The sequence below is a fragment of the Shewanella sp. DW31 genome (genome assembly GCF_015767295.1).
Lineage (GTDB): Bacteria > Pseudomonadota > Gammaproteobacteria > Enterobacterales > Shewanellaceae > Shewanella > Shewanella oncorhynchi.
The window spans coordinates 58,957-72,411 of record NZ_JADWMP020000002.1 but is presented as its reverse complement, the minus strand read 5'-3'; the positions used below and the strand labels follow the sequence as shown (position 1 = coordinate 72,411).

Here is a 13,455-nt window from a genome sequence, read left to right as displayed (position 1 = left end):
GCTTATAGCTACTCACTTTAGTGCCCATGAATATTCATCATCAGGCATTAGCGCCGCTATTTTTAGGGGTTAACGATACTATGGCAGGACGCTGCGCCATAGTGTTGAACCAAGCCTTGATATGCGGCAAGTTATCAGTCACTTCGATGTCTAAATTTTTAATAAAACTGATAAAAACGTAAGCCGAAATATCGGCAATACTGAATGCATCGCCTGCCACAAAGGCTGACGTGTTCAATTGTTGGTCTAAGGTTGGTAGGAAGTCAATGACCCTTTGGCGTGATTCTACGCCCCAAGACTCGACACAATTTTCCCTGTCTTTATAGACACCGCTTAAATTACGAAAGGCTTGAAACCCGACCATTAATCCTTGTAACTCTATGATGCGTTGCCACATTTCTACTTTGGCGCGCTCAAGCGGTGTATTACCAAACAGTGAACGCTCACTCGGGTGGATTTCGTCTAAATAGCGGCAAATGGCAACAGATTCACACAGGTAGCTGCCATCATCGAGTTCGAGCAGTGGAATGCGGCCATTTACACTTTTGGCTTTAAACTCAGCGCTTAAATTTTCCCCTCCACGGATATCGACGTTCACTCTTGGCACTTCTATGCCTTTTTCCGCAAGAAAAATACTGACGCGGCGTGCGCTGGGAGTCGGAGCTAATTCGTAGAGTTTCATCTAAAGTCCTTTAGTTTTTATCAGTGCTTTATGCTCGATTTGAGCATATAAGGCTTTAACGGAACGATCGGTTAGGTTAGAATTTACGCCATATCTAAACGATCAGTCAAGAATGTTTTCTCCTCAACTTTCTGTAGTAAAGAGGAATGGTGAAGCTGAACGTGAACGCGTATTCAAGAGATTAGGTCGAAGGCTATGGCACGGAGTTGTAATTTTGATCGGCAAGAAAAACTCATATTGGCGATGGAGCTTTTTTGGCAAAAGGGCTTTGCCGAAACCTCGATTTCCGATCTCGTCGGCCATTTAGGCATTAATCGATTTAGTCTCTATAACAGTTTCGGCGACAAGCAGAATCTTTATCGCGAGTGCCTCAGTTTCTACCTTGATAACTACTCTTTTGGTGCCTCAGATACTTTGCTGCATGAAAAAGCGGGCTTAGCTGAAATAGAAGCTTATTTAGCGCGCTTTGTTGCTTTGCAGCGGGAGCAAAAGTATGGCTGTTTTATGCAAAATGCTGTGCTCGAAAAGAGCCTTAACGATGAAAGTGTGCTGCAGGAATGTCAGCGATTATTTTGTCGATTACAGACCTCATTCACCCAAGTGTTACAAGTTTGCCAAGCGCGTGGAGAGCTATTAGCCCATGTGCAACCACATCAAGTTGCTGCTTTTTTAGTGCTGCAATTACAAGGGATTAGAGTGTTAGGCAAGGCGGGCGAATATGAGTTGTTAGACAATGCGTTTGTTGTATTGCAAGACTATTTACGTAGTTTGAGTGCTAATCAGACGGCATAACTGCAAATGACATAGTTTGATTGGCCTAGTTTTTTGCCTAGGCCATGTTTTTTAGAAATCTATTTTTTAAAAGTTTATTTTTAAAAGCTATTTCTAAAAGTCCAAGTCCAGCGCAAAACACAGATAGGCCATCAGTTGAGTGCAGTGTGCAAACTGCTCGGCACAAAAACTGGCTGCATCTGGGCGGCAGAGTTCCTCAAAGGCGATATTTTTAACTGCGATAAAATCTTTTCGTTTTAGCTCTATCAGCATAGGGTGGTTTTTATCAAATCCCTTTGGTGGTCGAGTTAAGCTATCGCCATCCATATTAAATCCATGACTTTGTAAGGTTTGTAGCGCCTTTTTATAGCCGTTGGGATTCTCATCGATGCAAGTGCGAATGGCATTTAAGGCTTTCGATTCTGGGTGCCAAATCCCTGCTGCAATAAAACAGCCATCTTCGGCAATGTGTAAATATAGTCCCGGCGCATGCACGTCTTTGCCCTGAAAATGGCGAAATTGAATGCCAACATTGGTTTTATAGGGCGTTTTATCTTTGCTAAAACGGCTGTCTCGCTGGGGACGCATCAAGCTGCCGCCGACTTTTTTTGGTACGGCAGTGAGCCTAGGTGAGAGGGCGAGAATACTGGGCTGCATTTGTTCGATAAACTGCAGCGCAGGCGTTCGCACTGTTTCTTCGTATTCCGCCTGATGGGCTTTAAACCAGTCGCGGGAGTTGTTTTGTGCCAGTTGATTTAAAAATTGCAGGCTCGCAGCGCTGAACGTTGCACCAGTCGCAATAGGGATTTTAGTTGTTAGAGTGGCCATTATCAGGGAACCTTATTAATGCAGATAAACCGAGCATAAGCAGTATTAATGCCGATTGAGGAGCAAGGTGAGTTGTGCTGACATATCCTCCCGTATCGCCCGCTCGTTCTTACTCACGATAGTTAAGACACTATAGTTAAAACACGATAGTTAAGACTGCCAAGTTGGGTGCCAATACTGCCATCCTTCGGCAAGATCTTCACTTAAATTTTTGCATTGTGCCGCTTCTACCTTGTTTTCAATAAGTCGGTTATTTACACGTAAAGCTAAGTGAGAACTATTCTTATCTTGTTCGTTAGTGCCTATAATGCCGCCCTATTTTTAGATTGGTTTGTTAATAGGATGACGTTGAATGGGTTGCCTGCCTAAGTGTGATAAGTGGAAAGCGAATAGAAATCTGTCGCTTATGGGATTATGTATATTGCCCTCAATGCCGTTGTACGCCGCTGAGGTATTGGGCGAGCCTAAGGTTGAGCCGATTGAGATCCTGCAGGTTCATGGGCAGCAATATCGCAGGGCCATCACAGTCGCTAAACCCGGTGAAGCGATTATTTCTATGGAACAAATCGAGGAGATGCAGGCGACAACTTTCGCCGAAGTGATCGATGATATGGCGGGGGCGCATATCGATGGCGGTACCCGCAGTGGCGGTGAGCGGATTAATATCTGGGGCTTTGGCGAGACTGAAGATTTTAACGTTTATGTGGATAATGCTCCGGTGGGATTTGAGCAGTATCGCTACGGCTCATTTTTCCTCGATCCTGACCTCATCAAACGAGTGGAAGTGATCAAAGGTGCCCATGATGTGCGCTCGGGCAATGGCGGTTTTGGTGGTGCCATGTATGTGGTCACTAAATCGGCCGATGATTTTCTTAAATATGATCAATCCCTTGGCGCTCGAGTCAAAACCAGCTACGCCAGCAATAATGACGCTATGGGTTATACGGGGACCGTTTATGGCCGCGTGAATTCACATCTATCTGGCTTGCTGCATCTTACGCGTCGCGATGCGGGGGATGTCACTTTAGCCAATGGTGAAGAGTTTGAATATTCGGGCTATGAGCAAAATAACTACCTAGGTAAGATGGATTATGCGCAGGGCGATCACCAATTAGCCTTGAGCGTGACCCATTATCTTGATGAGGGCCGCAAACCTTGGGCTAACCGCCGTGGCCCTATGCCTGCAATTTCGGACTACAACATCAAAAAGTACGGTTCCTACGAGCAGGCTCTGTATGCCACAACCGCCTACAACACCTATGAAGACAACACTTGGTCGGCAAATTATCGCTATTCGCCGAGTAATCCCCTGATCGATACCCAAGTGGTGATTTCCCATTCGGCGAATGCACGCCACTGGGTAAGACCCGATATCGCGTGGGAGAAAATGACGGTTTCCGTAGGCAACTTCGGTCACGAATCTTGGCTAGACTATAAACGTGACTACATTGATATTAACAACTTGAGCTTGATTGGTGACCATGAGATCACCACAGGATTACAGTACCGTAGTCTCGACCGCACTTCGCTCGTGTTTAACAAAAGTTATGAAACAAATCCCGAGAAAAACTTTGGCTGGTACACACCTTACTACCAACCTGAAGGCCGTCAAGATACCTATGCTGCCTATATTCGCGATGCAATTCATCTTACTAATGACTTAACTGTGACTCCCTCGCTGCGATATGACTTTATCTACAGCATAGGTCGACCAAATATTGCACCAGATTACAATGATATTGCTGCGGGCCATGACTATAGCTCAACCCATCATTCGGGGTTCTCACCCAGATTAGGCATAGATTATCAACTGACAAATCACGCTCGGTTAAACTTTGATTACGCTTATAGCTTGCAAGCCCCTGTGGTGGATGAGATTTATGCCGTGCAATACGCTAAAGCCAGCATTACCGGCACGAGTCGCGACATTGATGTCGAACGCTTACATGCCTTCAAATTAGGCCTAATGACGCAGCATCAGCATGTACTTGCCAATGAGGATGCTTTGTCGACGCAAATCACCCTGTTTGCCAATTTAGGTCGTGATGATATTGCCCAGCGCCGCGGAGCTAAGTCTGATAAAACCCAGTTAATTCAAAGTGGTTATACAAATCTTGATGGTTACCATATTTACGGTGCCGATTTTGAAGCCCAATATCGCTATCAAGATGTGTTCAGTGATCTTGCGGTTTCATGGCTGCAAGGACAGCACAATGGGTCACTCAGAGATAGCCAAGATGACGATGAATATTTAGCTAACATAGCCCCGCTCGATATTCGTCTGCGTTTAGGCATGTATATCACAGATGACATTTCTATCGCTTGGCAGGGCGCTTGGTATGATGCGCAAACCAATGTTCCCCACGGTGATATCTTTAATGCCGAGTCGCCAAGCGAAAATTACTTCCTACAGAATGTGTATCTCGCCTATGAACCTCAAGCCATCTTAAAGGGATTAAGTGTGCGTTTGATGGTAAAAAATCTTACGGATCTGCAAGTGGTGCCGTTTCTCTCCGATGGGATCCCCGCAGCTGGGCGTGATGTTCGTTTGAGTTTAGCCTATGAATTTTAAAGACTAATCACTAAGGCTGTGTGGACTAGGCATATATAGCTCATAAAAAATAGGGTTATATTGCCTCAGCCCCCTGCCGAAAAATGCCAGTTTATGGCATAATCCGCGTTTTACTAGGCATATAGAACAGAAAAATGACTGAAAATGAATTGCTAAGTCGCTGTGGCGGCAAGTGTGAACTGTGTGGCAGCGAGCTTGAACTCTCTATTTATGATCTGCCAGCCTCCGATGGCCGTGACAATGAGATCATGATTTGTGAAACCTGCAGTGGCCAAATTGCGGCACCGGATACCATGGATATGAACCACTGGCGTTGTCTGAATGACAGCATGTGGAGTCCTGTACCGGCAGTTCAAGTGATGTCATATCGTATGCTTAAGCGCTTAAATGGCGAAAGCTGGGCGCAAGATTTGCTGGATATGCTTTATCTTGAAGACGATTTAAAAGCGTGGGGTGATGCCGAAGTTGCCGCAGCAGGTGACGATGCTACGCCAACGTTAGACAGTAATGGTGCAGTGCTCAATGCTGGCGATACTGTGGTCATCATCAAAGACTTAAACGTGAAAGGCACTAGCTTTGTGGCTAAGCGTGGCACAGCTGTGCGTAACATTGCTTTGACCAACAACCCAGAGCATATCGAAGGCCGCGTTAACGGTACTCGTATTGTGATTCTGACGTGCTTCGTTAAAAAGTCTTAAGTTTCGCTTAGTGTGAGCGCGATTTATTTAGCTCAACACAATAAAAACCGCCATGATCGTTAGCCGACATGGCGGTTTTTTTATTTTAAATTAGATGGTTAAGATACACAGCGGGTGATTTGATATTGGCGTGCATAGCCCTGCGGATTAAATTGCCAAGATAATATCCACGCGATCACACTTAAGCCACCGAGTAATAACCAAGCACTGTTAAAGCTGTTGAAATTATCGCGAATTAATCCGGCAATCCAAGGCGAGATAGCCGCTATGGTATATCCCACACCCTGCACGAAGGCGGTTAATTTACCTGCTAACATAGGATTTTGTTGATGATCCATAGTGACAATCAGCCCGAGTGGAAAAATCCCGCCAATACCTAATCCTGCAAGTCCCGCCCATAAAAATAGCGATACTTGAGGGGCGAGTGCCAGTCCCATAAAGCCAATGAGTTGTAGTAAGCAGAGTAGGGCTATGATGGCGCGTCTGTCCGTCGACTTGCTGGCAAGCCAAGGAAACACTAAGCCCGCGATCACTTCCATGCTGGTTAAAAAACCTAATACTAATCCAGATTGAGTTTGGCTATAACCTAGCTCGACCGCGTAGGGGGCTAACCATGCAAGTACGCAGACATAACAACTTGTGCCTAATGCAAAAAATATCGCCAATAGCCAACTGCGACGAAAACGCCAAAAGTTAAGTTGCAAAGCTTGCTCTTTTGCTTGGCTCGGTAATGCGGCTTTATGTTTAATCAGGAGCCACAGCACGAGTGCGAATATGCCTAACCAAGTCCAATGACCTAGACCCGCGCGCCAACCTAAGTTCATCTCGATAAAAGGCGCGCTACTCGCCGCTAATGCGGCGCCGCCCATAATGGCGGTGACGTAAAGCCCCATCATTAAGGGCACCCGTTCACCGAAATTAAGCTTAATCATGGCGGGCATTATGGTTTGAATGAGGGCGATTGCGACCCCTGCCAGTAATGCCGAGCAGATAAGCCAATTGGCATCTATCGTCCAGAATCGCATTGCAGTAGCGGCGATCAGCAGTAGCAATGATCCTGTCATTACGGTATTGAATCCTAAACGTTTGGCGATACTAAAGCCTGCAAAACAGCCCAGTCCCATGGCGAGCACGGGCAGCAATGTCAGCATAGATGCTAAGGTAAAACTTAAGCTGATATCCTTTTGTATGCTGGGCAGTAAAGGCCCAACGGAGGCGAGAATGGGTCGTAGATTTAGACCAATAAGGATGAACGCGAGTCCGAGCAGCAATAAATTCGCTTTCTCTGTCAGGGGGGATCGCATGGATTGTCTCCAAAAATAAGCTGAGTTTGATTTGCTGAAAAAGTGATTTGTAGCAGCATTTAGCATACTCATGATGATTTCCCTTCAACAACAGTAGGTTGAAACCACATCACTACAATTCAAAAAGAATCTCTTTCAGATGTATCTTGATATAAAGATATTTTAATTCTGCGAGAAAATGACTAAGATGTAAAGAATGATGTAAAGAATCTTTATATTGAGATAAACCTATGACAGCTAAAATGACGCTAACTAATGCCAGTCCTGCGGATACTAACGCGAGTTCTACGGATAAAAAGAAAGCGGATTCGAATACCAAAGAAGATGGCCTCGATAGAATTGTTGAACAGTGGCAACAGCAAGGGGTGACTGAGGATTTGATCCCTATGGCTGTGCTCGGGCGAATCGCTCGTTTAACGAAATATATCGAAGTGGTACTGCTGCAATGCCACGCCGAATTTGGCTTAGGTCAGGGGGAGTTCGATGTGCTCGCGACGTTAAGGCGCTCGGGAGAGCCGTTCACACTCTCGCCTTCGCAACTTTATCAGAGCATGATGCTAAGTTCTGGCGCTATGACCAGTCGTTTAGACAGACTCGAAAATAAGGGGCTGATTGAGCGGGAGCACAGTAAGGAAGATCGCCGCGCTGTCCATGTCTCGTTAACTGCTGAGGGTAAGTCGCTCATTGATAAGGCATTACCTCAGCATATTCAATGTCAAAGTGCGTTGTTCGCGGGCGTGAGTGCTGAAGATAGGCCTGTGTTACTGCAGATTTTAAAATCTTGGCTGAACCAATTTGAGCCGCAATAATTCGTTTAAAATCCCACTTTAGTCTTTAGAGTAGGCTGATATGCAATAGCGGATCACTTTGGCAAAATGCGGTAAACATGAGCCAATCGCGCGGGATAACATTTGATAGAACAAGGGAGTTGCCATGGTAAAAAGACGTGAAGCATTTGAATTAGCGGGAAAACGAGTCACAGCTGGGACGCAATTAGGGATCAAGCTGCCTGCCGCTAAGTTGTATACCGATACGCAACTCGATATTCATGTGGAAGTGTTTCACGGAGCCAAACCTGGCCCGACTTTACTGGTTTGTGCCGCCATTCATGGGGATGAACTCAATGGTATCGAAATTTGTCGGCGTTTATTAGCCAGAGTGAATCCCAAGAATCTGACGGGCACGTTAATTGTGGTGCCAATAGTGAATGTGTTTGGTTTTATTCAGCAATCCCGTTATTTACCCGATCGTCGTGATTTAAATCGTTGCTTTCCTGGTTCTAGCAAAGGGGCGCTCGCAAGCCGTTTAGCTAATCTGTTTGCCACTCAGTTATTAGTTCATGCAACCCATGTGATTGATTTACATACTGGGGCCGTCCATAGGGATAATTTGCCGCAAATTCGCTGTGATACTAATGATGAGACTATGCTCGCCATGGCGAATGCCTTTGGTGCGCCGCTTATTATGCATTCTAAAGCGCGCAGTGTTTCTATGCGAGGTTATGCTAATCAACAGGGCATTCCTTGCATTTTATATGAGGCTGGAGAGGCGTTACGTTTTAGCGAGTTGTCGATAAAATCTGGCCTCAAAGGTGTGCTCAATGTGATGCGCAGTTTAGATATGCTTAAAGGGCGAGTGAGTAACAAAGGCGCGAGTGTCAGTGCTATTCGCAGTTATTGGGTTCGCAGTGAATCCGATGGTTTAGTGAATATGAAGCTTAAACTTGGCCAGCGGGTGACTAAGGGTTATATCATTGCCCATATCGTTAGTCCCCACGGCGGTGACAGTGTGGCCATTCGCGCGCCAACCGACGGTATTATCATAGGAATAAGTAATATCCCTGTGACTAACGAAGGTGAGGGTATGTTTCATATCGCCCAGTTCGAAGGTGACGAAATTGAAATTGCCAACGAACAACTCGATGAATTCCTGATGGAATATGCCTAGAATCTAGAACCTAGGTCCCATCACCTCTACAGTTTAAACCGCTCCACTGAGCTGGTGAGTGAATGGGCAAGCAGAGTGACTTCGTTGCTGCGTTTGGCCATGTCCATGGCTTCATTGGCATTTTGGTCTGCAGATTGTGCCGCCTCACTCATGCTCGACTCAATCCGTTGGCTGTAATCTAACTGCTCGTGGGCGGCGTGGGTGATCTCTAGACTCATTTTATTGAGGGTATGTAAGGTGCTTTCTATGTGAGCGATAGCATCCTGCAGGGTTTGGCTTTGTCCGACACACTCATTTGCTTGATTTTGCCCCGTAGTAATTGCATCGGCTGCCGTGGACGTTTCTTTTTGCAGGGCCGTGATCATGGTTTGAATTTCGGCGGTGGCGGCTTGGGTGCGTGAGGCAAGTGATCGCACTTCATCGGCTACGACGGCAAAACCACGACCATGTTCCCCCGCTCTGGCGGCTTCAATGGCGGCGTTCAGTGCCAGCAAATTGGTTTGTTCGGCAATGCTGCTAATGGTGGTTAAAATGCTGCCAATATTATCGCTTTGAATGCTCAAGCGAGACATGACTTCAACTGAGCTACTTAAACGGGCGCTCAGTTCGGCAATTTTATTGCGATTATCATCGGCAATTTGCTTCACTTGATTACCGTATTTCGAAGCTTGACTGATTTGTCTCGCCGACTCACTGGCCTGTTCTGTCACTAGATTTGAGCTAGTAAACATCTGTTCTGCCAAGGCTTTCGTTTCATCGACTCGACTGATTTGCGCCGTTGCGGCATTGGCGATGCGCTGGCCTTGCTCATTGGTTTGGGTGGCAGAGCTGTCTAATGAATGGGCATTTTGGCTGATATTGGTTAACAGCTTGGCAAGATCGTCACTCAAGGTATTCATGTTATCGATTAGGGCACCAAATTCATCGTTATGACGTTTATGAATGCGTTTAGATAAATCCCCTCGGGCGATACTGGCGAGTGCGCCGTTCACTAAGGCCAAGGGATTCAGCATGGCCTTGGAGGTGAAGAAAGAGATAAAGCTCACCATGATGATAAATACCAGTGCTAGTACAATCGCTAAGGTTTGACCCTGTTGAATATCATTACTGGCGATGGTTTGCAGGCTGGTAAATCGGCGGTCGGCTAAGTTGATTAACTTATCTAAGGCGAGATTATTCGCATTAAACTCTTTATCGGCATCGAGGTAATGTTGCTCTGCTTGTCGTTGTGCCTCAACTACGGCTTCCTGCACTTTATAAAGTTCGGCAGGCGCTGCGAGTAAGGTATTGATAATCGCATATTCTTGCTCGAATGTTTGCAGTAATCCTAAGGTATCAAGCCCATCAGTTTGTTGTTTTAAAAAGGTAAAGTTAGTGGTGAGGTTCCCCAGTAAAATACCGACATCCTGTTGGTGCGATTGAATAACATCCAAACTTTGAGTGTGGATCAGTTCCCCCATAGTGTTGGCTAGCGTATAGAGCATGTCGTCAATGCGAGTACCTGTGCCGACAATTTCTTCGAGTAAAGTGGGATTATCGGGGATGGAAAGAGTTTCGAGATCAATCATCGCATTACTGGCGTTGGTCTTGGCATGGTTAAAGCGCTCAAAGAGTTGCAGGTACTGCCGTTTTGCTTGTTCATTGGCGAGTTTAGCGCTAAACATGGCTTGGCTTTGCTGCAAATAGGCTTGGTATCTTGCCTGTGCTTCGTTCAGGGATGTTTGCATCTTAGGTTGATCTGCAACTCGCTCAATTAACTCATTTTCGATACTTTGATATTTCTTCTGCAGCGCGGTAAATGCTTGCTGACTTTTGGTTAAGGCGGCAGTGTCTTGCTGACTATGGGCCAAGGTGGCAAGGCGTGACATTTTTAATAGCACTAGTTGTAAGCTATTACTCTGCTTTTGCACGGGTACGGCTAAGGTTTCAATATTTTGATAGGCAGTTTGTACTTGGGAGAGTGAATAGTAGAAAAAGCTACTACCAGCGATGAGCAGCGCGCCAATTGCACTAAAACTAAAGATGATTTTTTGTTTTATGGTAAGCGTTAACATAGTGCGAAAACCTCTTCTATGACTGTCCCTGTAAAATGGGTTTATTAATGGTTAGATCGCTGTTTTCGTTGAAATATTGATTTAAGTGTAGCAGAGTTCGTCATAAGTACAGTGATTAGTTCAATTGAACGTTTAGATCTAATTTAGGTTAACTAGTTGGTTTTATTATTTAAAATTATTTCAACCCTATCTTGAAAAGGATTAAAGATGAAATCAGTCGTGTTAGGTGAAAACCTTATCGTACCGACAAAAATTCTCTGCATTGGGCGTAACTATGTTGAGCATATCCATGAATTAGGTAACGAAATTCCCGAGGATATGGTGGTATTTTTAAAGCCCAATTCGGCTATTTCGACTGTGCTTCATTCTGAGCATCAAGGGGAAACCTTGCATTATGAAACCGAGCTGTGTTTTATGTTTCAAAATGGCCGTTTCAGTAGCGTCGCCGTCGGTTTAGATCTCACAAAACGTGATTTGCAAACTAAGTTAAAAGCTAAGGGATTACCTTGGGAACGAGCAAAAGCCTTCGATGGTGCAGCGTTATTCAGTCCGTTTGTGGCGATTGATGATGCAGAGGCACAGCTGCATTTCACCTTGAGTATCAACGATAACTTGGTGCAAGAGGGGCATATCGATTTAATGATCTACAAACCTCAGACTATATTGTCCGAGCTACAGGCATTTATCAGTTTAGATGAGGGCGATATTGTAATGACAGGCACGCCTAAGGGGGTGGGAAGCATTCCCGCTAAAAGTGTATTTAACGTCACGCTGAGCCGTGGCTTGCAAGCGAGTGCTGAACCCTTACTCGAATGGCAGTGGTTAAGTGTTTAGTGATAAATCGCTGAGTAGCTCGCATGATTGAACCTGATGACGTAAAAAAGACTGCTGTATTGCAGGTGCCAATTTGTCAGCCACTGCAACAATATTTGATTGCGTTAGGGGCGAGTCAAGCTGCTGTTGAACGTTACTTACCACAGTTTAAAGCGTTGAACGTGCCGGCGGGAGAGGTACTTCTTGGTCAAGGAAATGAGCAGTCACAGGCATATTTTGTTGTGGATGGTATCGTGCGCGCTTGCCATTATACTCAGGAGGGCACAGAGCGCTGTAAGGAGTTTTATTTCGAGGGTGAACTGTGTTTTTTGTATGTCAGTTGGCTTAAGCAAATTCCCGCTCGTTACCAATTAGAAGCTTTAAGCGCCTGTAAACTTATCCAAATGCCCTTGTCCGTGTTGGATGATACTTCGCTGCAGTCAGTGCAACTTGGGTTACTTAAACAGCAATTATTGTATAAAGAACAAAAGGAAGCCTTTTTACTGCTGCACACACCTGAGCAACGTTATCTGTATTTACGCGAACATTCACCACTTTGGCTTGAGCGGTTAAGCCAAGGTCAGCTAGCTAATTATATTGGCATTACGGCAATCAGTTTGTCGCGTATGCGTCGACGACTTCAAGACTCTCTTTAACGGTTTTTGCTCCCAGTTAACTTAAGTTAATGCGCTAAAGTGCGATTCCCATGATGCTGCGCCTTAAGTTGCGCGCTCAAGTCTGTAAGGCTTTCAATTTGAGTGCGCATTATTGCTTAAAGTGAAGGAGCTTAATAAGTTGACAGCGTTTACTTTGTCTCAAATTTTGGTGGCGATAGCCATTATCTTCGATCTGATTTCGTTTCAATTTAAGGCGCGGGAGCGGATAGTCGCTTGCCTTTTTGTGTCTGGCATCTTGATTTCAATTCATTTTTGTTTGCTGGAGCAATGGACTGCCGCAGGCTTAATGGGCATAGCCACAGTGCGTTATCTCACCAGTATTTTTACCACCTCAAAAGTAGCCCTATGGTGTTTCTCTATTGCTGCACTTGTGATGAGCATTGTGACCTTTAATGGGGTAACGACTGTGATCAGTTGTATAGGCACCTTGTTTCAAACCCGCGCCGCATTCTGTCAAAGGGATAAAGATCTCAGACTGCTTATGATAGTCGGAACCAGTTTTTGGCTCGTTCACAATGCCTTAGTGGGATCGCCTGTGGCAGTGTTAATGGAGGTACTCTTTATTGGCAGTAATTTGGTGGGCTATTATCGACACTATTTTCGTGGGCAGCTTAAGCAACTGCCGTGATCAGTTTAAATAATCTCATTGATAATTAGAGAGATATTTACTTTATAACGGTGAATTACAGTGACTATTGTAATCGTCGCTTGGCCGTCGATGTGAGGCTAATGCCAGTGTGGGTTGGCTCTGGAATGATTAGAGTCCCGCGACGGCTTCCATATCCAGTTCGATATCAGTGCAGCCTTTAGCACAGTAAATGCCTGCGGCTTGTTCTGCCTTTGCCTGCTCAGGCAATATGACTTTAAGTGTCTGTTTACAGCTAGGACATTGCACTGGCTTACCTTTAAATACCCGTTTAATCAGATTTTTCTGCTCATTGAACGAGGTCGCTGTGCTTTGGTTTAACACGGCAAAGGGGCTAGTAGAAGCAGTTGTCATCGGTTGGCGGATCCTTAGGCTTGATAAAGTATTATCACGAGAGTGTTATCGCGAATAGCGAGATTATAGCCTGAGTTGCGCTGTTATTGAAAAGCTTCAATGTAAGCTC

The 13,455-nt window shown here is 45.3% G+C and carries 13 protein-coding genes; 8 read left to right on the top strand and 5 right to left on the bottom strand.

The annotated features are described in order from the left end of the window. Nucleotides 1-40 precede the first annotated feature (40 nt). Complete coding sequence (locus GWI56_RS02645; protein WP_198572066.1) at nucleotides 41-682, bottom strand: glutathione S-transferase; 642 nt, start codon at nucleotides 680-682, stop codon at nucleotides 41-43. A gap of 195 nt (nucleotides 683-877) precedes the next feature. On the opposite strand from GWI56_RS02645, the gene GWI56_RS02640 reads away from it, so the two are divergent. Further along, a complete protein-coding gene (locus GWI56_RS02640; protein WP_131525344.1) occupies nucleotides 878-1,474 on the top strand; it encodes a TetR/AcrR family transcriptional regulator in 597 nt (198 codons plus the stop codon). Between the two features lie 93 nt (nucleotides 1,475-1,567). Here the strand turns inward: GWI56_RS02640 and GWI56_RS02635 are convergent, their stop codons facing one another. Then, entirely contained in the window at nucleotides 1,568-2,281 is a 714-nt protein-coding gene (locus tag GWI56_RS02635) for a DUF2461 domain-containing protein (RefSeq protein ID WP_168823266.1), read from the bottom strand. A gap of 352 nt (nucleotides 2,282-2,633) precedes the next feature. Between GWI56_RS02635 and GWI56_RS02630 the strand changes: the two genes are divergently transcribed. Then, nucleotides 2,634-4,853 (top strand): TonB-dependent receptor, encoded by a 2,220-nt coding sequence (locus GWI56_RS02630; RefSeq protein ID WP_198572065.1) that lies wholly within the window; start codon nucleotides 2,634-2,636, stop codon nucleotides 4,851-4,853. Between the two features lie 134 nt (nucleotides 4,854-4,987). Further along, complete coding sequence (locus GWI56_RS02625) at nucleotides 4,988-5,551, top strand: alkylphosphonate utilization protein (protein ID WP_011790067.1); 564 nt, start codon at nucleotides 4,988-4,990, stop codon at nucleotides 5,549-5,551. Between the two features lie 98 nt (nucleotides 5,552-5,649). On the opposite strand, the gene GWI56_RS02620 is transcribed toward GWI56_RS02625, so the two are convergent. Further along, the gene (locus tag GWI56_RS02620; RefSeq protein WP_198572064.1) at nucleotides 5,650-6,855 is read right to left on the bottom strand and encodes an MFS transporter; all 1,206 of its coding nucleotides are present in this window, start codon (nucleotides 6,853-6,855) and stop codon (nucleotides 5,650-5,652) included. Nucleotides 6,856-7,085: 230 nt separating this feature from the next. On the opposite strand from GWI56_RS02620, the gene GWI56_RS02615 reads away from it, so the two are divergent. Both GWI56_RS02615 and GWI56_RS02610 read left to right on the top strand, forming a co-directional pair. Next, nucleotides 7,086-7,664 (top strand): MarR family transcriptional regulator, encoded by a 579-nt coding sequence (locus tag GWI56_RS02615; protein ID WP_198572063.1) that lies wholly within the window; start codon nucleotides 7,086-7,088, stop codon nucleotides 7,662-7,664. A 124-nt stretch (nucleotides 7,665-7,788) separates the two neighbouring features. Beyond that, nucleotides 7,789-8,802: a succinylglutamate desuccinylase/aspartoacylase family protein gene (locus GWI56_RS02610; protein ID WP_028760658.1), complete on the top strand. Its 1,014-nt coding sequence runs from the start codon at nucleotides 7,789-7,791 to the stop codon at nucleotides 8,800-8,802. Between the two features lie 26 nt (nucleotides 8,803-8,828). On the opposite strand, the gene GWI56_RS02605 is transcribed toward GWI56_RS02610, so the two are convergent. Next, nucleotides 8,829-10,856 carry a methyl-accepting chemotaxis protein gene (locus tag GWI56_RS02605; protein WP_173497082.1) on the bottom strand — a complete coding sequence of 676 codons (2,028 nt, stop codon included), beginning with the start codon at nucleotides 10,854-10,856 and terminating at the stop codon, nucleotides 8,829-8,831. Between the two features lie 207 nt (nucleotides 10,857-11,063). Between GWI56_RS02605 and GWI56_RS02600 the strand changes: the two genes are divergently transcribed. From GWI56_RS02600 to GWI56_RS02590, 3 genes are all read left to right on the top strand, one after another. After that, complete coding sequence (locus GWI56_RS02600) at nucleotides 11,064-11,690, top strand: fumarylacetoacetate hydrolase family protein (RefSeq protein ID WP_131525338.1); 627 nt, start codon at nucleotides 11,064-11,066, stop codon at nucleotides 11,688-11,690. A 23-nt stretch (nucleotides 11,691-11,713) separates the two neighbouring features. After that, nucleotides 11,714-12,325, top strand: a complete 612-nt coding sequence (locus GWI56_RS02595) for a Crp/Fnr family transcriptional regulator (protein ID WP_113941055.1) — start codon at nucleotides 11,714-11,716, stop codon at nucleotides 12,323-12,325. A gap of 139 nt (nucleotides 12,326-12,464) precedes the next feature. Then, a complete protein-coding gene (locus GWI56_RS02590) occupies nucleotides 12,465-12,974 on the top strand; it encodes a YgjV family protein (protein WP_028760654.1) in 510 nt (169 codons plus the stop codon). Nucleotides 12,975-13,103: 129 nt separating this feature from the next. Here the strand turns inward: GWI56_RS02590 and GWI56_RS02585 are convergent, their stop codons facing one another. Further along, the gene (locus tag GWI56_RS02585; protein ID WP_168823252.1) at nucleotides 13,104-13,346 is read right to left on the bottom strand and encodes a hypothetical protein; all 243 of its coding nucleotides are present in this window, start codon (nucleotides 13,344-13,346) and stop codon (nucleotides 13,104-13,106) included. Between the last annotated feature and the right edge of the window lie 109 nt (nucleotides 13,347-13,455).

Bases quoted from the DNA above. Each gene is read 5' to 3' on its own strand.
- GWI56_RS02620 (WP_198572064.1), bottom strand. From the start codon at position 6,855: ATGCGATCCCCCCTGACAGAGAAAGCGAATTTATTGCTGCTCGGACTC.
- GWI56_RS02610 (WP_028760658.1), top strand. From the start codon at position 7,789: ATGGTAAAAAGACGTGAAGCATTTGAATTAGCGGGAAAACGAGTCACA.
- GWI56_RS02605 (WP_173497082.1), bottom strand. From the start codon at position 10,856: ATGTTAACGCTTACCATAAAACAAAAAATCATCTTTAGTTTTAGTGCA.
- GWI56_RS02595 (WP_113941055.1), top strand. From the start codon at position 11,714: ATGATTGAACCTGATGACGTAAAAAAGACTGCTGTATTGCAGGTGCCA.
- GWI56_RS02630 (WP_198572065.1), top strand. From the start codon at position 2,634: ATGGGTTGCCTGCCTAAGTGTGATAAGTGGAAAGCGAATAGAAATCTG.
- GWI56_RS02585 (WP_168823252.1), bottom strand. From the start codon at position 13,346: ATGACAACTGCTTCTACTAGCCCCTTTGCCGTGTTAAACCAAAGCACA.
- GWI56_RS02640 (WP_131525344.1), top strand. From the start codon at position 878: ATGGCACGGAGTTGTAATTTTGATCGGCAAGAAAAACTCATATTGGCG.
- GWI56_RS02635 (WP_168823266.1), bottom strand. From the start codon at position 2,281: ATGGCCACTCTAACAACTAAAATCCCTATTGCGACTGGTGCAACGTTC.
- GWI56_RS02600 (WP_131525338.1), top strand. From the start codon at position 11,064: ATGAAATCAGTCGTGTTAGGTGAAAACCTTATCGTACCGACAAAAATT.
- GWI56_RS02625 (WP_011790067.1), top strand. From the start codon at position 4,988: ATGACTGAAAATGAATTGCTAAGTCGCTGTGGCGGCAAGTGTGAACTG.
- GWI56_RS02645 (WP_198572066.1), bottom strand. From the start codon at position 682: ATGAAACTCTACGAATTAGCTCCGACTCCCAGCGCACGCCGCGTCAGT.
- GWI56_RS02615 (WP_198572063.1), top strand. From the start codon at position 7,086: ATGACAGCTAAAATGACGCTAACTAATGCCAGTCCTGCGGATACTAAC.